Annotated in this window: 22 protein-coding genes and 1 tRNA gene; 7 read left to right on the forward strand and 16 right to left on the reverse strand. The window is 28.6% G+C overall.

The genetic code is table 11. From position 1 onward, the window contains the following. Nucleotides 1–20 precede the first annotated feature (20 nt). Genes AC5SLZ_RS04740 through AC5SLZ_RS04755 form a run of 4 tightly spaced genes read left to right on the forward strand, consistent with a single transcriptional unit; the run spans nucleotide 21 to nucleotide 4,454 of the window. Nucleotides 21–1,316 (forward strand): glutamate--cysteine ligase, encoded by a 1,296-nt coding sequence (locus AC5SLZ_RS04740; RefSeq protein WP_494615157.1) that lies wholly within the window; start codon nucleotides 21–23, stop codon nucleotides 1,314–1,316. After that, nucleotides 1,306–2,232: a glutathione synthase gene (gshB, locus tag AC5SLZ_RS04745; RefSeq protein ID WP_494615158.1), complete on the forward strand. Its 927-nt coding sequence runs from the start codon at nucleotides 1,306–1,308 to the stop codon at nucleotides 2,230–2,232. Before AC5SLZ_RS04740 ends, gshB begins: the two co-directional genes overlap by 11 nt. Continuing rightward, nucleotides 2,229–3,089, forward strand: coding sequence for a DMT family transporter (locus tag AC5SLZ_RS04750; RefSeq protein ID WP_028036665.1), 861 nt, complete (start codon nucleotides 2,229–2,231; stop codon nucleotides 3,087–3,089). Before gshB ends, AC5SLZ_RS04750 begins: the two co-directional genes overlap by 4 nt. A gap of 57 nt (nucleotides 3,090–3,146) precedes the next feature. Then, on the forward strand, nucleotides 3,147–4,454 hold the full coding sequence (locus AC5SLZ_RS04755; RefSeq protein ID WP_494615160.1) for an MFS transporter: 1,308 nt from the start codon (nucleotides 3,147–3,149) through the stop codon (nucleotides 4,452–4,454). Between the two features lie 20 nt (nucleotides 4,455–4,474). Here the strand turns inward: AC5SLZ_RS04755 and AC5SLZ_RS04760 are convergent, their stop codons facing one another. Next, the gene (locus AC5SLZ_RS04760) at nucleotides 4,475–4,843 is read right to left on the reverse strand and encodes a TlpA family protein disulfide reductase (protein WP_494615161.1); all 369 of its coding nucleotides are present in this window, start codon (nucleotides 4,841–4,843) and stop codon (nucleotides 4,475–4,477) included. A 63-nt stretch (nucleotides 4,844–4,906) separates the two neighbouring features. Beyond that, nucleotides 4,907–5,926, reverse strand: a complete 1,020-nt coding sequence (locus tag AC5SLZ_RS04765) for a D-2-hydroxyacid dehydrogenase (RefSeq protein WP_494615162.1) — start codon at nucleotides 5,924–5,926, stop codon at nucleotides 4,907–4,909. Between the two features lie 71 nt (nucleotides 5,927–5,997). On the opposite strand from AC5SLZ_RS04765, the gene AC5SLZ_RS04770 reads away from it, so the two are divergent. Further along, entirely contained in the window at nucleotides 5,998–6,483 is a 486-nt protein-coding gene (locus AC5SLZ_RS04770; protein WP_028036661.1) for a YajQ family cyclic di-GMP-binding protein, read from the forward strand. A 3-nt stretch (nucleotides 6,484–6,486) separates the two neighbouring features. On the opposite strand, the gene AC5SLZ_RS04775 is transcribed toward AC5SLZ_RS04770, so the two are convergent. Beyond that, the gene (locus AC5SLZ_RS04775) at nucleotides 6,487–7,254 is read right to left on the reverse strand and encodes an SDR family oxidoreductase (protein WP_034412288.1); all 768 of its coding nucleotides are present in this window, start codon (nucleotides 7,252–7,254) and stop codon (nucleotides 6,487–6,489) included. A 168-nt stretch (nucleotides 7,255–7,422) separates the two neighbouring features. On the opposite strand from AC5SLZ_RS04775, the gene AC5SLZ_RS04780 reads away from it, so the two are divergent. Continuing rightward, the gene (locus AC5SLZ_RS04780) at nucleotides 7,423–8,112 is read left to right on the forward strand and encodes an ion transporter (protein ID WP_028036659.1); all 690 of its coding nucleotides are present in this window, start codon (nucleotides 7,423–7,425) and stop codon (nucleotides 8,110–8,112) included. A gap of 4 nt (nucleotides 8,113–8,116) precedes the next feature. Here the strand turns inward: AC5SLZ_RS04780 and AC5SLZ_RS04785 are convergent, their stop codons facing one another. The 6 genes from AC5SLZ_RS04785 to AC5SLZ_RS04810 all read right to left on the reverse strand — a co-directional run bounded on the left by AC5SLZ_RS04785 (nucleotide 8,117) and on the right by AC5SLZ_RS04810 (nucleotide 15,663). Beyond that, nucleotides 8,117–8,653, reverse strand: coding sequence for a hypothetical protein (locus AC5SLZ_RS04785; RefSeq protein WP_028036658.1), 537 nt, complete (start codon nucleotides 8,651–8,653; stop codon nucleotides 8,117–8,119). Continuing rightward, a complete protein-coding gene (locus AC5SLZ_RS04790) occupies nucleotides 8,650–9,198 on the reverse strand; it encodes a hypothetical protein (protein ID WP_494615165.1) in 549 nt (182 codons plus the stop codon). The genes AC5SLZ_RS04785 and AC5SLZ_RS04790 overlap by 4 nt, the downstream gene beginning before the upstream one ends. A gap of 356 nt (nucleotides 9,199–9,554) precedes the next feature. Beyond that, nucleotides 9,555–9,770, reverse strand: coding sequence for a hypothetical protein (locus AC5SLZ_RS04795; protein ID WP_494615166.1), 216 nt, complete (start codon nucleotides 9,768–9,770; stop codon nucleotides 9,555–9,557). Between the two features lie 24 nt (nucleotides 9,771–9,794). Beyond that, nucleotides 9,795–10,790 carry an HNH endonuclease signature motif containing protein gene (locus AC5SLZ_RS04800; protein ID WP_494615167.1) on the reverse strand — a complete coding sequence of 332 codons (996 nt, stop codon included), beginning with the start codon at nucleotides 10,788–10,790 and terminating at the stop codon, nucleotides 9,795–9,797. Next, nucleotides 10,787–12,280 carry an ATP-dependent DNA helicase gene (locus AC5SLZ_RS04805; RefSeq protein WP_494615169.1) on the reverse strand — a complete coding sequence of 498 codons (1,494 nt, stop codon included), beginning with the start codon at nucleotides 12,278–12,280 and terminating at the stop codon, nucleotides 10,787–10,789. Before AC5SLZ_RS04805 ends, AC5SLZ_RS04800 begins: the two co-directional genes overlap by 4 nt. Beyond that, nucleotides 12,277–15,663 carry a TM0106 family RecB-like putative nuclease gene (locus AC5SLZ_RS04810; RefSeq protein ID WP_494615171.1) on the reverse strand — a complete coding sequence of 1,129 codons (3,387 nt, stop codon included), beginning with the start codon at nucleotides 15,661–15,663 and terminating at the stop codon, nucleotides 12,277–12,279. The genes AC5SLZ_RS04805 and AC5SLZ_RS04810 overlap by 4 nt, the downstream gene beginning before the upstream one ends. A 65-nt stretch (nucleotides 15,664–15,728) precedes the next feature. Between AC5SLZ_RS04810 and AC5SLZ_RS04815 the strand changes: the two genes are divergently transcribed. Beyond that, a complete protein-coding gene (locus AC5SLZ_RS04815; RefSeq protein ID WP_494615172.1) occupies nucleotides 15,729–16,514 on the forward strand; it encodes a TdeIII family type II restriction endonuclease in 786 nt (261 codons plus the stop codon). 10 nt (nucleotides 16,515–16,524) lie between these two features. Here AC5SLZ_RS04815 and AC5SLZ_RS04820 read toward each other — a convergent pair whose 3' ends face one another. The 7 genes from AC5SLZ_RS04820 to AC5SLZ_RS04850 all read right to left on the reverse strand — a co-directional run bounded on the left by AC5SLZ_RS04820 (nucleotide 16,525) and on the right by AC5SLZ_RS04850 (nucleotide 22,744). After that, nucleotides 16,525–17,805: a DNA cytosine methyltransferase gene (locus AC5SLZ_RS04820; protein ID WP_494615174.1), complete on the reverse strand. Its 1,281-nt coding sequence runs from the start codon at nucleotides 17,803–17,805 to the stop codon at nucleotides 16,525–16,527. 99 nt (nucleotides 17,806–17,904) lie between these two features. Next, nucleotides 17,905–17,979: transfer RNA gene (locus AC5SLZ_RS04825), tRNA-Phe, on the reverse strand. 6 nt (nucleotides 17,980–17,985) lie between these two features. After that, a complete protein-coding gene (gene infA, locus AC5SLZ_RS04830) occupies nucleotides 17,986–18,201 on the reverse strand; it encodes a translation initiation factor IF-1 (RefSeq protein WP_494615176.1) in 216 nt (71 codons plus the stop codon). Nucleotides 18,202–18,247: 46 nt separating this feature from the next. Then, on the reverse strand, nucleotides 18,248–18,988 hold the full coding sequence (locus AC5SLZ_RS04835) for a hypothetical protein (RefSeq protein ID WP_494615178.1): 741 nt from the start codon (nucleotides 18,986–18,988) through the stop codon (nucleotides 18,248–18,250). Further along, entirely contained in the window at nucleotides 18,988–19,656 is a 669-nt protein-coding gene (locus AC5SLZ_RS04840) for a hypothetical protein (RefSeq protein ID WP_494615179.1), read from the reverse strand. Before AC5SLZ_RS04840 ends, AC5SLZ_RS04835 begins: the two co-directional genes overlap by 1 nt. Before the next feature lie 39 nt (nucleotides 19,657–19,695). Next, a complete protein-coding gene (locus tag AC5SLZ_RS04845) occupies nucleotides 19,696–22,491 on the reverse strand; it encodes a M16 family metallopeptidase (RefSeq protein ID WP_494615181.1) in 2,796 nt (931 codons plus the stop codon). Then, nucleotides 22,478–22,744 (reverse strand): hypothetical protein, encoded by a 267-nt coding sequence (locus AC5SLZ_RS04850; RefSeq protein WP_494615182.1) that lies wholly within the window; start codon nucleotides 22,742–22,744, stop codon nucleotides 22,478–22,480. The genes AC5SLZ_RS04845 and AC5SLZ_RS04850 overlap by 14 nt, the downstream gene beginning before the upstream one ends. Nucleotides 22,745–22,750 lie beyond the last annotated feature (6 nt).

A 22,750-nucleotide genomic window follows, 5' to 3' on the forward strand; every position in this document is an offset into this window, starting at 1 on the left:
TAAATATTATCTAGATACACATGATCAAATCTAAAGAACAAATAATAGAATATTTTAAATCAGGAATTAAACAGACAAAAGATTTTAGAATCGGAATTGAGCATGAAAAATTTTTGTTCAGTAACATTGATAATAAAAGAATTAACTATTTAAAAATTAAAGAAATGTTTGCAGCTCTTTTAGAATTTGGCTGGAATCCAATTTTAGAGGGAGAAAATATCATAGGGTTAAATAAAGGTGGCAAAAATATTACTCTTGAGCCTGGAAACCAAATAGAGTTATCAGGAGATAAACTTAATCATATTCATGAAGCTTGCGCAGAGTCTCAAGATTATCTATTTGAATTAAGACAAGTTACTCAAAAATTAGATATTAATATTGTGAGTGCTGGATTTGATCCTATTTCAAAATTAGATGAAATTCCAAATAATCCTAAACAACGATATAAATTAATGACTAAGGACATGCCTTTAGGAGGTGAGCTTAGTTTGGATATGATGTATCGAACTTGCGGCACACAACTTAACATCGATTACAACTCTGAAGACGATTTCATGAAAAAATTTAAAGTTGTTAATTCTATAGTTCCAATTTCAATTGCTTTATTTGCAAACTCAGCAATTGTCGAAAAGAAAAAAAGTAATTATTTATCCTATAGATCTAAAGTTTGGCAAAGCACCTCTAGAGGAGGACTTCCTAAATTATTTTTTGAAGATTTAAACTTTGAAAAATATGCAGAATTTATAATAAATTTTCCAATTTTATTTATTCAACATGATGGAACATATATTTCTGGAAGAAAATATACCTTTAAGGACTTTATGGAGGGTAAAATTGATGAGATTGGAAACAGACTACCCACCGAAAGTGATTTGACTACTCACTTAAGTACAATTTTTACAGAAAATAGATTGAAGAAGTATATTGAACTTAGATCAATGGATACCTGTGGCTGGGATTGTCTGTGTTCAGGACCAGCTTTTAACATCGGTATGCTATATGGAAATTTAGATGAAGTTTATGAATTAATTTCGACTTGGGATAAAGATAAAATTATTAACGCATATCTTGAAGCTCCTGAAAAAGGATTTAACACACAGCTTATGGGAAAAGATCTTCTTTATTGGGCAGGTACATTATTAGATTTATCTAAAAAAGGACTAGAGGATCGAGATATTCTTAATAAACATGGAAAAAATGAAACTTTATTTTTAAATCATTTGCAAAAAGTGATTGATGAAAAAACAACTAATGCAGATCATATGATTAGCAAATTTTCTAGAACTGAAGATTTAAAAGAATTATATGACAAATAAAATCGTTGCTATTCAAGGCAATCATCCTTCAAAATTAAACCCTGAAACAGACACAAGTGTTTTTCTTGCAAATGAAATTCAAAACAAAGACTACAAGATATTTTATTATGACCCAAAAAATTTGTCAGTAATTAATTCAAAAGTAATTGCCTCAGGTTTTTTTATAAAGTTTAATTATAAAGACAAAAAATTTTTTAAAATCTTAAAAAAACAAAAGCTAGATCTTACAAAATGTAAATTTATTCTAATTCGTCAAGACCCCCCTTTTAATCTTGAATATATTTCAGCAACTTACATTCTAGATACAATTAAGGATAAAGTTAAAATTTTGAACAACCCTACTTCAATTAGAAACGTATCTGAAAAACTATATTCTGTCAGATACCAAAAATTTATGCCCAGTACTATTTTCACCCAAAATATTAATGAGATTAAAAACTTTTTTAAGGTACATAAAAAAGTTATTATAAAACCTATTCATAGTTATGGAGGAAATGATATTCATCTTTTAAATAGATTTAATTCAAAATTTATTAACCAATTTATCAAAAAGCATGATCATATAATGTGTCAAAAATTTTTACCTAAGATTAGCAAGGGAGATAAAAGGGTTTTTTTAATAAATGGTAAAGTGTGTGGTGCAATATCAAGAGTTCCAAAACAAGGTTCTTTTTTAAGTAACATGAGCAAAGGTGCAAAACCAATTAGTATTGAATTAACTAACATAGAGAAAAAAGTTTCAAAATTAATTGCTAAAGATCTTAAACAAGAAAATATTTTTTTTGCTGGAATAGATTTTATAGATCAAAAATTAAATGGTGATATCAACGTAACATCACCTACTGGATTAAAAACATTGTATGATTTATCAGGAATTAATCTTGCAAAAACTTTTTGGAATGAATTAAAAACATGAATAATCTATCAGACCAACAAAAAGGATCTTTTTTAGCATTTGTTGCAGTGATGTTTATTACCCCTGATAGTTTATTTATTAGATTATCGAATGTAGATACTTGGGGTTTGGTATTTTATCGTGGAATGATTCCATTTTTTACTGTCTTGATTGGAATGTTAATCGTTTATAAGTCCAATTTTTTTAAGATGTTATTTAATAGTGGTTACCATGGTTTAATTTTTATAACTACTTTCTCTATTACTAATATTACTTTTGTAGTCTCTATCCAGAACACTAATGTAGCTAATACTTTAGTCATGATAGCAATGGCCCCTATGTTGTCTGCAATTTTGGGCGCTATTTTCTTAAAAGAAATACCTGATAGAAAAACTTGGATTGCAATTGGAGTAACCTTTTTAGCTGCAGTTTATATTTTCTACGACTCTCTTCAATTAGGTAATGTTTATGGAGATATCTTAGGTTTTATCACAGGCCTTGGACTTGCAATTAATGCTGTAACTATTAGATCGGCTAAGAAAAAAAACTTACTACCCGCAGCAGTTGTTGGGAAATTATGTGTTGCAATCTTTGCTATGTTTTTTATCGAAACCTACTCTTTAGTTGATAGAGACTTATTTATCATTCCTTTAATGAGTATTATGTGTGTTGCTATTCCTTTTGTGCTTGTAACAATTGCTCCAAGATTTATCCCTGCCGAAGAGGTAAATTTGTTCTTTTTATTAGAGACTATCATTGGTCCTTTTTGGGTGTGGATGGTAATTAAAGAACAGCCTAGCATCGAGACTATCCAAGGTGGAATGGTCATCATCTTAACGATTGCCATTCACTCATTTTTAAAGCTTAAAAAATCATAAACTTCTAAATACATTTAACTTGATTTAGCCACAAATCAGAAATAGATACCGATTCAGATGGAAAAAGTATTAAAAAATTCATGGGCGTTATTTTTAGGAATGGGAGCACTTATGCTTGCCTATGGATTTCAAGGGTCATTACTTGGGGTTAGAGCTGTAAAAGAAGAATTTAGTTTAACAGCAACAGGATTTATGATGTCTGGTTACTTTGTTGGTTACTTTATTGGTGCCAAAACTATTCCACAAATAATTTCTCGTGTAGGACATATCAGAGTATTCGCGGCTTTTGCTTCAATAGCCTCATTAGTAGTTCTAATTCACGCAGTATATGTAAGTCCTTTTGCATGGTTTCTATTAAGGGTGCTTACAGGAATTAGTATGGTTTCTATTTATACTGTTGCTGAAAGTTGGTTAAACGATAGAGCAAGTAACAAAAATAGAGGAAGTGTTTTATCTGTTTACATGGTCATTTTATATGGTGCGATGGGACTTGGAATGTTTTTGCTTAACTTTAGTGATCCATTAAACTTTGAACCTTTTATATTAATTTCAGTCATAACATCAGCTGCACTAATTCCAATTTTACTTACCAAAAGAAAAGCTCCAACATTTAAAAAAATATCTAAAATGTCATTACAGGAAGTATTTATTTCATCTCCTTTTGGAATGGTTAGTTCATTTTTTTATGGAACTATTCAATCTGCATTATTTACTCTGCTTGCGGTATACGCAACAACAATGAACTTTTCTATTTTTCAAATCTCATTAGTTACATTTATGCTAGCAGTTTCAGGTGCAATCTCTCAATGGCCAATTGGAAAATTGTCAGATATGTATGATAGAAGAAAAGTAATCATTATAGTAACTTTTGCAGCATCATTCTTTGCCTTTTGTGCAATTTTATCTTCAAGACAAATGTATTTACCAGGTGATTTAGCAACCAGTAAATTTTGGTTTTACGTTTTTTTAATTTTATTTTCTTTTTGTAGTCTTCCAATGTTCTCTTTAATTTTAGCACATACTAATGATTTTATTCCTAAGGAAAAGTTTGTTGCAGCCGGAGCTAGTTTGCAATTTACATTTGGCATGGGTGCTATGGGTGGGCCTTTTTTGTGTTCAGTTTTTATGGGTATGGTTGGACCTAATGGATTTTTTATTTTCTTAATATTTTTTCATAGTTTGATTGGTATTTATGGTCTTTATAGATCAAAAGTTAGACCTGTTGTTGAAAATCCAGACTCTCAATTCGTTGCAATGCCTCAATCAATTACGCCAGCTGGTATTGAATTAAACCCATCAACTGAACCTATTGATGATCCAATTAAACCTGTAACTGAGCCTGTTGTTGAAGAAAACAAACCTTAAAGCCTTAAGTATTAAAATTGTTATAGTGAATTGATTTGAGAATAAATCTTTTCTTTATCTGTTTGACCAATGGTACGTGACAATTCTTTATTGTCTTTATAAACCACAATTGTAGTCCAGTAATCAATGCTTAAAAATTTAGCAATATCCTTATCTTTTGTTTGTTCGAAACTTAAAAAAATAACGTCTTTAAAATCTTGCTTAGCTTTATCTAATATTTTTACTTGTTGAGCACAAGTTACACAGGTCTTATTCCATGAATGAATTACAACAGTTTTTCCATCTAATTGAGATTTTTCAAATATCTCATTAGTAAAAGTGGTTTCTTTACTTATTGCAGTCGCACTAAGACTAAATGTTAGAAGAATAAAAAATAATATTTTTTTCATATGTTCATAATTTATATTTTTTAATGGTTAATGTAATCAAACAAATTGTCTCTATATCAATTTCTAATAACCTAATTTTCGATCAATTTGATTAATTAGTTCCTTGTTTTCTATAAAGTATTTAAGATTTTTGAAAAATATTTTTAATACCATCTCAATATAATTACCTTGGCTGTCTGATGAAATATGAGGGGTAATAATTAAATTTGGGGTATCCCAAAGACTAGAGTTTTTTGGAATGGGTTCATGAGAAAATACATCTAAAATAGCCCCTGCTATTTCATTTTTTTCTAATTTAATTCTTAAAGCTTCATAATCTAGAACAGATTGTCTACCAATATTAACAATTCCACAGGTAGATTTAAGACTATCTAATCTAGTCTTATTAATTAATCCTTTAGTTTCTTCTGTTTCAGGAACTGCAAGATATAAAAAATCAGCATTTGGCAATACTTCATCTATTTTATCAAAGGTAATTACTTTTGAGCAACCCTCAACATTTCTTCCTTTTCGATTAACCCCAATAACTTCTGCTCCAAGTTTACTTATATGTTTTATCAATGATCCACCTAAGGATCCGGTTCCAACTACAACAACTTTAAAACCTTCAATAGGTTTGCTTAACAAAGTAACAAACTCTTTATTTTTCTGGTTTGTAACTATTTTGGTCATTTGATTTTGAAGCATTAAAATACTCATTAAACCAAATTCTCCTGCTTTTTTAGCATGCACTCCACTACTGTTTGTTAAAACTAAATCTTCTTTCATCCAATCAAAGGGTGATAGATGGTTTACTCCAGCAGAGCTTACATGTATCCATTTAAGGTTTGGTGCAATCACTTTAATATTTTCTGTTGGAAACTGCCAACCAAGCAAAATATCTGCTTCTTTCATAGAAGTTAGATAATTATCATCATCCCAATCGACTAAATATTCTATCTTTTCTCTAATTTCTGGGTGTTGACTAAGTCCTTTTTCGAATTCTTCTTTAGTGATTGTGCTATGCTTTTCACCTTCTGGATCACAAGGTAAAAAACCCTCTTTCCAGTGGTTATTTCTTATATGAATTTTAATTTTATTCATTTGTTAATCGTTATCTTATATTTAATTTATTCAATAAAAAATATATTATCATATAGATTAATAAAAATATTATGCCTACATTCGATGTGATCAGTAAAATTAATTATCAAGAATTTGATAATGCCTTAGCTAATTGTTTAAGAGAGATTAGTAACCGATATGATTTTAAAGGACTTAATATTTCAATTGAACGAAAAGATAAAAATATCACAACAATAGCCACAGATGAATTAAAACTTAAACAAGTCAATGAACTATTAGAAACTCATCTGGTAAGAAGAAAAGTGGATCCAAGAGTATTAAGTATTAAAAATTCAGAAGGTGCAACAGGTGGAACCATTCGACAGGTTAGTGAATTAAAAGAAGGAATAAGCCAAGAAAATGCAAAAAAGATTATTGGTGATATCAAAAAGTTAAAACTTAAAATTCAGATCAAAATCCAAGGAGAAGAATTAAGGGTTGATGGAAAAAAAAGAGACGATCTTCAAGAAGCCATAGCTGCAATTAAGGCAATTGATATTGGTCTTCCTATTGAATTTATTAACTTTAGAGATTAAATATTAAGTCCACCCGCCATCAACAACAATACTTTGTGCTGTAATCATTTTGCTTTCATCTGAGGCTAAAAATAATGCTGCATTTGAAATATCGTGAGGTTGAACCTTGTCAGGTAAACATTGTCCATCTTTAATTTTTTGTTCTGTAGTATCGTCTACATATTTTTCTATTTGTTTTTTTGTCATAGTCCACCCTGGAACTAATGTATTTACTCTAATTTTATTTTTACCATATCTTCTAGCTAGACCATTAGTTAAACCATTCATTGAGGACTTAAATATTCCATATAAAATAGTTTTATCATTTTTTCTCATCCAACCAATTGAACCTAAATTAATTATAGTCCCTGAGCCCAATTCTATCATACTCTTGATCACAGCTTTCGCTGTAAAGACATGAGGCCTTAAATTGGTTTGATACTCCCAGTCAAAATATTCATGTGTCGTGTCATTAAACTCATGCCTTTCATCATTTGCAGCATTATTTAAAAGTACTCCAATATGTCCAATATGCTTTATACAATGTTCTATTGAGGCTTCTAAGGTTTTAAGATCTACAATATCGCACTTATAAAACTTAGGAACAAAACTACAATCGCTTAGCTTTTCAATAAGTGCATTCGCTAATTTTTCATTTCTTCCAACAAAGGCAACTTTTGATCCCTGTTTTGCAAAAGCTTCAACGAAGTCTGCTCCAATTCCTGAGCTTCCACCCAGTATAAATACTACTTTGTTTTTTAAAGAGGGATATAACGCAGAATTATTATTCATATTTGAAAAATAAATTTTATTTAATGATCAAAGAAAACGCAAGTGAACTCTGGAAAATCACTCAGGAAGCTGGCAATTATTTGGGGGATTAGAGTTTCAACCTATCCTAATAGGTCAACCTATTGATTTTGTTAATTTTAGAGATTAACTTAAAAATTTAGATCAAATATGAATAAAATTTTATATAATTTAAAAGAAAGTAGAATTTTTCAATTTGTTGTAATTTCAATTATCATAGTAAATGCAATAACAATTGGAGTTAATACTTACGATTTAAGTGAATTTACTACACAAGCAATAAATTATTTAGATTACTCAATTACTGTTTTTTTTGTGATTGAAATTTTAATCCGATTTATTGGAGAGCCTAAAAAATTAAATTTTTTTAAAAGTGGGTGGAATATATTTGATACTTTAATTGTATTAATTTCATTAATTCCAATACCAAATAATTCAAGTTTCTTACTGTTAAGATTATTGAGAGTATTTAGAGTGCTAAGAATTATCTCCGTTGTTCCAGAATTGAAAAAAATAATAGAAGCCTTATTGTCATCAGTGAAAAGAGTATTTTATGTAGGACTATTATTATTTATAATTCTTTATATCTACGCAACTATAGGTTCAATTTTATTTAGCAGCAATATCCCTGAAAGATGGGGAGATGTTGGGGTTTCAATGATTACATTATTCCAAGTCTTAACTTTATCGAGCTGGGAGCAAGTGATGTTACCTTTGCAAGATGTTTACTGGTGGGCTTGGATTTATTTCTTTAGCTTCATCATCATTTGTGGAATTACTATGCTCAATTTATTAATTGCAGTATTAGTTGATGTAGTGATTAACCAAAAAAAACTATAATTAATTAATAATATTTATATTTTTTCCCTCTACTTTTAAATTTATCAGAGTGAATACTCACATAATTTCCCTGTTCATAAGCATTACACCAGTGAACTAAACGTTGCTGCTTATAAAATGTCGCTTCATTATAAGCTAATCTTTGCTTTTCTTTAGTTTTCTCCTGCTGCGCTTTAAAGTCTTTTTCTTGCTTTATCTTTTTATCTTTAGCCTCTTTCTCCTCTAAAGCCTCACGATCTTTAATACTTAGTTTTGATTGAGGGGGTACAAATGCATTAACAGGTGCAATTTGAATATTTTCTTTTTTCAAATATTTTTTAGGAAGTTTTTTACCCATCATTGAATAATAAAGAGCAGGATCATCTTTTTTTAATTCTTCCGTACAAAGTTGTTCTCTAGCTTCTAAAGTAATCTTTTTTAATTCTCCTTTTAAATAAAGATTATTTGGCTTCGTTTTCGTACAGAATGTACTGTAATGATGATAGTTCACTTTAATATTTTTAAAGTTACTCACTTTACTTTTATCAATATCTTTTTTCATGAAGTTCTCCCTGCTGATTTTGCATGATCTTGATAATCTTTAATGGCTGTTCTTAATCTTGCAAAAGATCTTCCATTAATGGTGTTGATCTTTAAAAAAGCATTCCCACCATTAGCATCTCTCATAAAAGCAATACTTGGAAGCTCTGTTGATCTAACTAATATTTTTTGTTCATTACTTCCAAGTTCTGAACTATCTAGATAATAAGATTTCTCTGATATATTTTCACTTTGATTATAATCTAAGCTTTCTCTTGAAAAAGAGCCTGTTTCAATAGTTTGATAACGTCTAATAGACCATTCAAAGCTAATAATTTTTCGAACATAAAGTTCACTGATTAGATCAAATATTGGAAATTGCTTTAACACATCCTTCTTTAAATCTTCAAACTCTTGCTTGTTTTCTCCAATTGCAACATTCTTTTCACAAGTTAATCCATGTTTAATAGAATTTAAACTCGATCTTCTTTTACCAGCTTCAGACTTTGGTCCTGTTGATTTTTTTGAATTAAGTCTATTTGCTTTAATCTTCTTTTCTGATGACATATTTTCCTCCATATTGTTAAGCGTCATTAATTTTTAAGATTACGTTTGTAGTTGCGATCTCTACGATGTGCGCTTCACACTGGAGGAACCAGCTTTAATTAAGTGAGCAGGATTTACGATCCAGAACGATCTTTTTTGAAAGATTAATCATTTTAACACAACCAAGACTCTTCAGTCAACACCACACCAATAAAAGAATAAAAAAAAGTTAAATTCTTTTAAAAATCTCTAAAATTTTATAGGACACCATAGGACATCATAGGACTTAGTAGGATTCCATGGGATTAAGTAGGATTTTTTTTATAAAAATTAATTATGATTTTATAAGCCTTAGGCGTGGGTACCACTTATTCAAGCTAAGACTTTAAATCATTTTTGTTTTTTTGCTTTCTTCTTTCTAGCAACAATTTTTCAGCTTTACTTAAAGGCAGACCTTCTGCGTCTGGTTTAATTGTTTTGTATGGCCATCTATTTTTAGATTTTAATATTGATCCAATTGATACTTTTGATTTATTTTTTTTTTTGATTGTTAAAAGTGTATGACCACCAATATAAGATCCTTTTTTACTCATTAACCACTTTCTCTAAAAGTTTTTTCATTTAGCCTTTTCACTTAGCATATCAACGAAACTATCAAAAAGTCCTTTATAACCATTCTTTCTATAATATAAATTTAGATTTATATGTTTAGCATCATCATGATGATAAATACACAAAGGTATTAAATTTTTAGTGTCATTTATATTGTCATTTTTTTTTAATATTTTAGTATCTTTAACATTAATTATATGATGGATTTCTATTCTTCTTTTTTCACCACATATGAAACAAACTTTTGGATCAATGCTTTTACTGTTAAGTTTTGAAATCAAATTTTTTGTATGATCTCTTTGGCCTTTAACATTTAAATTCAAGAAATCTATCAAACTCAGCCTAAGATCTTTTGCATTTATTGTATTAAAAGTTTTGCTCCAAAATTTTCTTGATAAACCATATAATCTTAAATTTGGCTCACTAAATGTTCCAAATTTATCAATAATTAATGAATACTTTACGTCAGAGTCTAAATCTTTTTTTGTTAAATCAATGTCATTTTTTAGCTTAAAAACTTCGATCATTGCTTTCAAAAAATTATCTTTTCTATCAAAATAATGAAATGTATTTGGTTTTTGAAATTGGTATGGAAGGAAATTATTCGGAAATGCTCCACAGATTAAAAATGCTGCTGCATTAAAATTTTTCCAATACATATCTTTTTTAACTCTATCTAGAGCATATGTATAAAGTGCTGAATACTGACCTTTAAAAATCTTATGATTTTGGGAGATTTTTTTTGGGAGAAATTCGTTAATTTTATATTTTAAAACTTCTGTAATTAGATATTTTGTATATCGAAAAGCTCTTTCATCATTTAAATATGAAGAGTTAAATGAATTATTTATATCTCTTAACTTTTGAAACTTAAGACATAACCGAAAAAAATTAGAGTTAGATAAACCTAATCTCTTACCTAAAACTTTTGGAGGATAATTGTCTATATCCTTAACCGCTCTTATTAAAATTTGGTGCCAATCTAAATACCTTTTTTTCATTTTTTCATCAATAACATTATTCGCTCTCTAATTTGAGGTAGACTTTTTTTTAATATTTTAGATAAGGCAAATTCTGGGACGTTTCTTTTATATAAAGCTATTAACTTATTATCTTCACTTGTAGTCCAGTCATCTTTTTTAGAAGAATTGTCTTCTTTTTTTAAGGTCATCTTATTATTAACAATTTCTTTTATATATTTTTTTTCAAGCTTTTGCCCAATAAATTCCAAAACACGACTATCAAAAATAATGTCTTTTTTATTAATCTTTTTTAATAAAGTGATCCCTTCTAGACTTTTAGCTCTACTTAATGCTACGTAAGTTTGCCCATGTGCAAAAGATCCAGTATCTAGATCAATTGCAACTTTTTCGAATGTCTGTCCTTGCGATTTGTGGATAGTTGTTGCCCAAGCTAATTTAATTGGAAATTGTATGAAAGAACCAACGCTTAGTGCTGTAACTTTTCCTCCTGATAATTGATAAGAGTATTTGTCCCATTTAACTTTACCAATTGTAAATACTTCATCTTTAATTTTAACTTTAATTTGATTTTTTGATAATGAAGTTATTATACCTAAAGTACCATTCACCCACCTTTTAGCAGGATCTGCATCATTTTTGGTTATCATAATTTGAGCACCTACTTTTAAAATAATTTCTTTCTTCACAGGAAATTCGTTATCTTTCCATTTTCCTTTAACTATCGCTTCGTAATGTAATGTGGGAGTTTTAAGTTGATATAAATTTGTATTATTTATGTCGTCAACTTTTCTATTTGTTGGACAAAGAACAATTGTGCCTGGCTCAAATTCATTTTTAATTCTCTTATTTAATTCATCTAAATCTTCAGACTTAATTTTATTAAGTCTAATCTTATTGAGCAAATCTATAAACTTTTTATCAGATTGTCTAAAAATCTTAGTAAGTTCAACTTGTCTAAATATATTTTTATCATATGAGTTTGAGTTAAAGAAAAAAGGCCCTTTTGGATAAAATTCTTCCATAACCTTTTCATCTTTTCCGACTATTGGATCAATTTGCATCACATCACCAAATAAGATCATTTGAACTCCACCGAAAGGCTTATCATTTTTTCTATTTTTTCTTAATGAAATATCTATTGCATCAAACAGATCTGCTCTAACCATAGACACTTCATCTATTAATATTGTATCTAATTTTTGAATAGCCTCTTTATCTTTAAGTGTATCAACATCATCTTCCGAAATAAAATGAGGTGGAAATTTGAAAAAGGAATGAATAGTTTGACCTTTAGCCTTGATCGCAGCTATTCCTTGAAATGCTAATGTTGCATAGTTTTTTTTTGTATTTTGCCTAAAATATTCAAGCAGTGTTGATTTACCAGAACCTGCTTTACCCGTTATAAATAAATTAGAATCTGTATTATTTATAGTTTCAAAAATTTCTTTAAATTCTTTTGTTAAGACAAAACTTTCAGGTAATTCTGTTCCTGTATCAAGTTTAATCATTGTTTAATTTCATATTTTAACAATTTACAAAAATTGTTTATTAATCTCATCTCCTCAATTTTCTGGCAAGAGGTATTAAGAAGATTTGGATTAAATAAAATAAAGGTTACACATTCAGCTCTAGAAATACCTACGTTTAATCTATTTCTACTAAACAAAAAACCTTTGTGTCTTGGTATATTTTCTGGATCAGATGCTGTCATAGAAATGAAAACTATTTTAGCTTCTTGGCCTTGGAATTTATCAATGGTTCCGACCTTTGAATTTGCAGGCAGGTTTCTGTTTAAATTATTTACCTGCATGTTAAATGGAGCAACAATTAAAATATCATTTAAATCTAGGTTTCTTTCTTTAGTATCTCCATTATCTTTGCATTTCTTCCCTATTATTTTTCCCATCAAATCTTTGATATAATCAGACTCTTCTATAGATTTTTGAGTATTATTTTCATGAGACATAGGGATATAATTAATGCCCTCATCTTTAATATTATCTAAATTTAGTTTTACATGTCTTTCACTTGTAACTGGATGAGGTTTTAATCTAGACTCATAAAAACTTGATGAAATAAATTCACATATATTTTTATTTAATCTTCTAGTTTCATTTAAGAATATTCCTTTTTCTGGAGGAATAGTGTCATAGCCTTCTAATAAATACTCTAAAGAACTTTTACCCCCAACACCTGGGTGAGTACCTTTAATAGGTTGAGCTAATTGCATTTGGTCACCTATTAAAACTATATTCTTAGTTGCAGTACACATTGCAAGTGTGTTTGCAAGCGATACCTGTCCCGCTTCATCTATAAACAAATAATCAATTTTTTGATTAAGTTCTGGACTAGAAAACAACCATGCAGTTCCTGCAATTAGTGAATAAGGTTCATATCCTTCTTTTCCAACTTTATTAGAATCTTCAATAAATTTACCATTTAACTTATCTTCTTTTTTAGAGACCTTTTTAAATCCTCTAAATTTAAAATCTGTAATTTCTTCAACTTGTTTTAAGAGATTATTTATTGCTTTATGAGAGTTGCTAGTCACTCCAACTTTCTTGCCTGCTTTTATTAATGATACAATCATATGAGCAGATATATAAGTTTTACCAGCGCCTGGTGGCCCCTGAACTAATAAATAAGAGGAGTTTAAATTTTTAACCGTATTTTGAGCTTCCTTGATTAAATCTTTTTTCTCATCAAAAATTTTTTCACCCTTTTTAACGTTTAATACATCAGGAAAATTATTTTCTAGAATATCCAAACCACATTTATATTTAAAGTCTTTAGACTCTGCATAACTTCCTAAAAATTTATTTAATGCTTCTCTAATTGGATCTGTTGGAGGAGATCCACCAGGTTTAATAGTAAGGATTTCAGGGGGTTTACCTTTGTTATTAGAAATTATTTCAACAAAGTTTCCATCGTCTTCATCTTCTGTAATTTCTCCTACTTTTCCATAACTTGTTTCATCAAATAATTCTTTAGCGTAGTCCCCTTCTTTAATCTTGAAATTTTGAGTTTCAAATTGGTAAATATATTTTGTTTGATTAGTTTCTTTATCAATAATTTCTTCTTTAAATAAGCAATTAGCTAAACACTCACTATCATCTTCTAACATTTCTGGAGTTTTGTTTAATCTGTCATAATATCTCCAATTATCTGGTTTTGCTTCTCTTCTATGAAAGCCAACTAAATCTATTAAATTTTCTAATATAGCTTTGTCATTTTTAGATTTATTGAGTTTATCAATTAGCAAAAGCTCTTCCTCTTCAACCTCTTGTACTGTTTTTTTATTAGGATTTTTTCTTACTTTTGTTTTCTCTTCTTCGTCATCATCCTCTAATTTTGGAGTGAAAAAGGGAATATCATTTGGCTTTTTATCTAAAAGAAAATCTCTCAAATCACCTGTAGATACACAGTCTTCTTCATTATAATGAATAATGTCGTCTCTAATTTTATCATCATTAGTAGAACACCAATTATCGTATAATCTGATACTGTCTGCTGCAGTTTTAATGTTTGCTTCTCGTTCTTTTCGATAGAATTTCTCAAGACTTTTAAGGGATAAGTCTTTCTCTGAAGTTCTTAAGGTGTGTTCTACCACTCTATATAAATCAACAAATTTTTGATTTCTTAACAGAAAATCTACTAAGTTATTTCCCTCTGGAAATGCTCCACTATATTCACTGGCAAGTTCTTTAAGTGCTCGTGTTTCATAATCATTATAATGATAAATATAAGCGTCAGGATATTGTTCAAATCTTTTTTTAAGAAAAATAATTAAATCTTTAAAAATCTTAAACTCACTTTCTCTCGTGTTATCCTCTACATAAAAATATTTAAATATTTTTTTGCCTTTGTCTTTAAAATACAATCCATGCAAATATTCCAAGTTTCTTTTATTAGACTCTGGAAAACCCTCTATATCAAAAAATAAATCACCATCATTAGGTTCTGGTATTTTATAAAAACCCTGACCTTCAACTTGATCCAAAACTACATATTTACTTTTTCCAGTTAATCGTTTTTCTTCTTGTAAGTTCGCTTGATGATTGAGTCTTTCTAAAGATGCTTTATTAATTTTTGATTTAATCTTTTCAATATTTGCTTTTGCAAGTTTTTCGACTGTGTCTATTCCTTCTTTTTTTAATTTAGTAATTTGAGATTTGTTAATTCTGGCTACTTGATTAATGTAATTATCACCCTCCCAAATCTTAGTGCACTCATCTTGCCAAATACAGAAATTACAATGATTGCAACTTTCTGGGTATAATTTTTCTTTATTTTTTTCTAAAATAAAATCTCTAAACTTTGTTTTTGTAAAATCAAAATAATCTAAAAATTCAAAAACTTTATATGAATGATATTCACTTTTGCCATCTATTAAATACATCAACTTTGGTATAACACCTGTAATTTTACTAATAAGATATGAGTAAGCTGTTATTTGCAATACATGCTTAGGCTTTAAATTTTTTGTAATTTTTGTGTCATAAACTTCATAGCTATAATCACCTAGTTGAGACTTTTCTTTTGTCTTTATTAAAAAATCTGCCTCACCTCTAAATTGATCTTCAATAAAAAAAGCCTTGTAGATAAGATCAAATCCTTTTTTTATTGCATCAGTAGTTGCATTAAATCTTTCATCGTCACTTTTAGTTGGGTCAATAGTAATATTATTCGAATATTTATCTTTCAATAACTTAAGATGTTTAGCTTCATGTTCATCACCATATCGCCTCCAGAGTTTCATGTCCTCTGAAGGCTCTTTCTTTTTAAAGTTTTTTATATGTGCATTAAGATCATTAAAGGCATGGTATTTGCAACTTACAAAGTTATTAAGATCACTTGGTGATAAATAAATTTGATCTTTTTTAATTTTCATGTCTAATATCAAAAGATAACATTATCTATCAACATATACATATTATATTTTAAAAAAATGAATCAATGAAAAGCAAAAAATCGATAATAACTAAAGTTGAAAAAGGTTTAAAAGTTGCTTTAGAGAATAAGATGAATTCATATAAAAGAGAGACTACGTATATGCCGTTTATGGAAGGAATATTTGGCAAAAAAAATACTGCCATATATTCATTTGGAATTTCTATTGCAACATGGTTTGGACAAAATACAAAAGGTGGATATGAAGAAATAGCTAGAATATTAGGTGAAGCAGCTGGCAAGGAAGTTCAGACTCAATATCATATTCCATATAATATTAATAAATCTACTTCTAATAAAATTTATGATCTTTATCAAAATATACGTAAGAAAAAAATAAATCCCGATGCAGGAGATCTTTCAGAAAAAATCAAATCTTTTGCTGAAAAAGATGAAGGTCTCCATGAAGACAAGGTTGTAGATGTTTTTATAAAAGACAAGAAAAGAAATTTAATGTTTATTGATATATCATCACCCAAAAGCAATATGAAAGAAGCAGGAGCTTTAAAACTTAAATTAATGAATTGGCTTGCTTTAGGTTTTGCGAACTATGATTATAACTCCATATCGGCTATAATAGGTTTTCCCTATAATCCTTATCACCCAAAACCATATTCAAGATTTTCAACTCAAATATTTGATAAAGAAAAAGATATTTTAATTCAGGAAAATTTCTGGAATGCTATTGCAGGCTTTGATGTATACGATGATCTTATTAGAACGGTACAGAAAGTTGGTGATCAAAATCAAAAAAAAATGTTTACAAAAGTAAACAGCATAATCAAAGATTAAGAGATTTTAATTACACTATCTCTTTAGCCAAATGATAAACGACGTTAGTAGGTACAGCATTACCAAATTGTTTCTTTGCAATTTTATCATTTGAGTGGATTTTAAAACTATCTGGAAACCCTTGTAATCTAGCCGACTCCCTTCCCGTTAATAGCCTAAAATTTTTCTTTAAAAATATTTCATTGATAAATTTGGCTTTATAATCATCAGGGTTTTTGCCAGAGATTGATTTTGTGGCAATAAAATCTCTGTTTTCCGTTGCAGTGATAGTTGCGAATATATCTGATTGAGGTAAAAAAACTCTATAAACTCCATTTATGCCTGCAGAATTTTTTGTATTCATTAATTCATAACGACCATCTTCTTCTTGTGTTAAAATATTTTTTTTTATGAGACTTTTTAAATTTTTTAATGTTGTCTCTTTGACTAATTCCTTAATTGATTTAAAACTTAAAGGGTTTCCATCCCACTCACCATAGATTTTTTTTCTCCTATTTTTCAAAATAGCTAAACAAATTTTCTTTTCTAATTGTGTGGTTTTAATTAAGTCCCAAGAATGAATAGTTGTATGCCCATCTCTGGTATCGCAAAATATAAAAAAATCATTTAATTCATCATCTTTTTGAAAACGATTACGTGAAAAAGGAATTTTTTCTCCAAAAAGGTTTTTAGGAATAAACTTTTTTTTATTCAAATGGTTTGATTTAATATCTAAGTTATCAATAATTTTTGCTAATGGCTTGGAACTACCTGTTGGTATAGGAAAATTGAAATCTGATTTAATATCCTTTCTAATACCTACAATAAACAATCTATCTCTATTTTGAGGTAAACCATAATCATAAGCATTTAAAACTTTATGGTACACTTCATAATTACACTTTCTAAATTCACTAATAATTAGTTTTAAAGATGCTTTATTTCTTGGGTCGTACAATCCCTTTACGTTTTCAAATATAAAAGCCTTTGGTTTTGTTTTCTTGACCACTCTTATTGTATCCTCCCAGAGTTTACCCCTTGGATCATCAAAGCCCTGTTTTTTTCCAGCAACAGACCAGGCTTGGCATGGCACACCCCCAACTATTAAATCAGATTTTTGAACTGTTTTTACTAGAGTGATATCGTCTAAAAAAGTTTCATCAGTAGTTTTAAAGTTTTGCCTATAAACTTCTATTGCGTGCTTATCAATTTCAGAATAAGCGATGCATTTACCCCCTAATTTCTCTAATGGTATTCTAAAACCACCTACCCCAGAAAATAAATCAATAAATGTAAAACTTTTTTTAATCATAAAGAATCTTAATTGAATTTTTAATATAATATCACATTATATTCGAGTCAGATTGACTCATTTATTAGTTATATTTAAATACTTTAAGAAAGTGGATGGTGGTGCCTCGAGCATGATTCGCACATGCGACACAAGCCTTTTCAGGGCTCTGCTCTACTCCTGAGCTACCGAGGCAAAAATTTAACCTCTAAAGATTATTCTACCTTTAGTTAAATCGTACGGTGTCATTTCCACAGTAACATTGTCACCCTGTAAAACTCTAATACGATTTTTTCTTAACTTTCCAGCAGTATGAGCTGTAACCGTATGCCCATTTTCTAGCTGAACTCTAAACATTGCGTTTGGAAGGAGATCCATCACTTTTCCTTTAAACTCCAATAAATCTTGTTTAGACAATTTTATTTTCTCCTAATTCTATCATGGTTACTGTCCTTTATTATCTTTAATCAATTCTGAATTCTACCCCCATTAAATTGCTAAGTTCTTTAACAAATTTTTTAAAGTTTCTTGGAAAAGAGTCATAACCCGAACAATACTTTGCTTTATCATGATAAATCATTTTTAATTTCCAATTAGTCAGGTCAGGCATTGATTGATATTTTGGTTGTCTGTGGGGGTATTTGCTATGCCAATTCCAAACACCAAGTTCATCTATTTTTTTCCAGAAGTTTTGCTTTTTAAATTCATCTATCTTAACTTTAATAGGCTCTCCATCCATATGCTCCTCTACTAACCCCCTGTCGTTATCTAATAATATGTACTGTCCACCTCCATAATATTCAGTACTAATTTCAATAACTTCATTTTCTGTATTTAAATCTTCAATAGTCTCTATTTTTGAACCAAATAAATTATTTAAAGCCTTAATTAATTTATTAAAATTATGAGGATATTCTTCATAACCATTCACAACCTTTGCTTTTCCATCTTTATTTCTTAGACGTAGCTCCCAAACATGACCATCACAAATTTCGTCAACAGATGTATAATTTTTCTCCCAACCCCAGACATCAAGCTCATCCACCTTTTTCCAAAAGTTTTTAATCTTTCTATCAGTTAATTGAAATTCTCGCATATGACCCATTCCATGATCGATTCCTTTGTTGTCTGGTTTTAGTTCTAGAGTTCCTCCATGCGATGGAAATGCATTGCCATCATAAAAAATTACTTCTTTTTTTTTCATTATATTTTTATCTCTGAAAATTCATCCTTAATAGAATTTAATAATTTGTCTGACATCTCACTATTATTAGATTTTAAATTTTCTATTGATGAATTTAAACTATCAACAAATTTAGAATTATTTACGATATTATTATAATCATCAATTTGTACTTTAAATTTTTCATAAGTAATTTCTTTTAATTTTGTAGAAAATATTTGAGTTAATTCACCTTTAGACTCGTGACCCGAAAAAGGATCAAATAATTTTGGAATATAACCAATATTCCACGGTGCCATAAACATAAGTGCATTTTTAGTACGTCCAAAAATATGTGATACCTGATAATTGCTAATTAAATTTGAATTTTTCAATTTTCTTTTTGAAAACCCTGTTAAGTTTTCTAAAATTTTTGTTGGATGAGCATTATTTGAAGGGTCTTTTTTAATATTTGAATTACCAAAGAGACTTTTATGTACTTCAAGCATATATTTTGTACCTGTAGCATCTCTACCCATACCTCTAATGTATGCTTCTTGATTGGAATAAACTTTATTTTTTAAAATCTCCCATTCACTTATAACTTTATCATTTGGGATAAAGATTATGTCATTTAATCCATATTCAATAAAATCTTCATTAGAAATATTAAATTTTTCTAAAAAATTTAAGTAAGAGTCTCTGTTCACTTGTTCCTCAATAATATTTTCATATTTATCTTGTTTTCTTTAATCAGCAATATAACTTACATCTTCAAAATATTTATCATCAAATAGTTTTATGGCTAGCTTTGATGTTTCATTCAAAGTAATGCTATCCACTATATTTTTTAAATAAGTCACCTGCTCAATATTTTGATTATACTTTTCAGCATTTACAATAGAGGTAAGCCAGTAGTTATTTGTTTTTAAACTGGCTTCAAAGTCTTTCTTTAAAGCTAATTTTTGGTCTTTAAAAATTTGTTGGTCAAATTCTTTATTTTGAACATTCTTTATCAATTCTTCTATTCTTGTATTAATTTGATCAACATTATTAGGGTCTGCACTATAATAAATGTAAAAACTTAATAATTCTTCTGGAATTTTTTGATCAAAATACTTTGAAGCTGAAATAGAATATACAAGATTGTCTTTTTCTCTCACATTATCGAATAGCAATTTGTCTAATACTGAAAATAACAAATATGCTTTTGTTTTATCTCTTAATGAATATTTATAATCTTTGAAATACACTCTAAAAATATCTGCTTTTTTTGCATTATCTTCCCTATATTCGTTGTACTCTCTATTTCTTGTGTATCTGATACCATGATCAATAGGAGGATCTTTTCTTTCTAAATTAGGTAAACTTCCAATATATTTTTCAATTAGTGGTTCAATCATTTCATACTCAAAATCACCTACTATGACAAAATCAAAACCACCTCCATCTATAAATCTATCTTTATAAAAATCCTGGACTTCTTTTAGATTTATGGTGTTAAAGAAAACATCTGTTGCATATTCCATTCTAGGATGATTTTGGTAAAGTTTTGATCGGTAATCTAGATCTGATTGGTGTTTAGGACTTTTTTTATCAATATTGTATTGATTAATTTCAATTTCTTTAAAACGATCTACATGATTTTGTTTCACTCTTAAATCTGTAAAGTTTAAGTAAAGCATCTTAAACATATCTTCTAAATTTTTATTATTAGATGTACCGCTAACCCCTTCACTAAATCGACTAATATATGGAACGACATCTACAATATTTTCTTGAAACATATTTTCTTTTTCATTAACTGATACATCTCCTAAATCAGCACTAACTAAAATATCTTCTGTATATTTTGCAGATGCAATCTTATCTAAGCTTGCTGTTGAATAACCTCCTAAACTAAATGCTCTAAGACGTATTTTATCTTTTTGAAAATCAGTTTTTTTTAAAAAAACTTCAGCACCATTCTGTAAAGTAAGTTTTGTAATATCTGTTCGTGGAAATCTTTTTCTTTTAACAATTTTACTTCCTGTTAAATCTTTATTTATTAATTCAACTTGATTTAATTCAAATTTGTAAGGTTTAATTTCTTTTTGACTAACTTTTGTGAACAGATTCTCAAGTTCTTGTTCTGAAGGCAAATTTTTAATATAATCTGGGGCACTTATTAAAATAATCCTATTCTCTGCTTTATAAAAATTTTTGAAATAATTATTTAAATCTTCAACAGAAATAGAATTTAAAATATCTGATGAATAATCAATTTCTTTAGCAATACCTGTAATCATTTCATCATACTGAAAATGATTGACGTATTCACTAACAAAACTTTCAGAAGAACGAGTAGATTCTTCTACTAAACTTTTATTTAGATATTCTAATCTTCTCTTTTTAGCTAATGTAAGTTCACTTGATAAAAAGCCATATCTTTTAATTTGCTCAAATATAGTGAGGATATCTTCAATACCTGAGGTAACTTTATTTTGTTTTAAATAAGTAGATGACACATAATACATATCTAAATCATTAATCCTGTAATCAAAAACATAACTATTAGTAAATCCAGCTTGATTAAGTTCTTTAATTTCATCCATTCTTCTTTGGTAGATATCATCAACTAAATAGCTAATAATTGCTTGGCGATAATTTTTAAAAGTATTTATCTTTTTAAAATCATCTTTCTCCCATATAGAAATTCTTACACTTTCTTCTAAAGGATCCTGATATATAAAAAATTGATTTTTCTCAAAGTTAGGTATTTTATAATCAGGCACTATAGTTTCTTCTGAATTTTTAAACTCTCCAAAATATTGATTGATTAATTCTTTTATTTCTTCAGGCTCAATTTGTCCGACTATAAATAAACCCATTCGTTCTGGCTGATACCATTTTTTATAATAACTTATTGCATCTTCGTATTTAAAGTTTTGAATAACTTCTAATGTCCCAATTGGTTTTCGTTTTAAAAGTCGAGAGTTTTTATAAATATATTTATGAATTTCATCTACATATCTTTTATCGTTGCCAATATCTGTTCTGTATTCTTCTTCAACAATTTTACGCTCTCTCTCAAAAGCCTCTGGCGTTAAATCTAAATTTTTTGCTATATCCGCTAAAATTTGAATAGCTGTTTCAATATCTCTTTTATTTTTAGTTGGGATTTCAAAGTCATACACTGTTTCAAGAAAAGATGCGTAAGCATTATAATGAGAACCTAAATTAAGACCAATTGAAGATAAATATTCATCAATTTTTTTTTTAGGGAAATTTTTAGAACCATTATAAGCCATGTGTTCCAACAAATGTGCTAATCCTCTTTGGTGTTCCTCTTCCATAACAGAACCTGTATTCACAAATAACTTCATTACAACTTTATCTTTAGGAGTAGAGTTTTCCCGAATGTAATAAGTTAAACCATTTTCTAGTTTGCCATATGTAATTGCAGGATCTAATGGAAATTCATTTTCAGCACTAACAATTGTAATAAGTGAGATACTTAATAGTAACGATATTAGATATGATTTAAGTATATTAATATTTGTCATCAATATGCTTAACTAAAATTTTCTCCAATTTATCAACTTGTTTACCGTCTTTTGTTGCTAGTTTTAAGTGAGGTTTTTTAATTCGTTTCATGTGCAAAGTCGTATTTTGAATATCAACTCTGACATCTATTTCATGCTTATCATCTGTGTTTTTTTGAAAATCTAAAATCGTGTCATCTAATTCGTTAAGTTTCGTGCTTTTATCAAGTTCTATACTGATGCCTTTTATTTTTTTATCATCTAATTTTTTCATACCCTC

It is taken from the genome of Candidatus Pelagibacter sp. PS_06 (genome assembly GCF_059418045.1).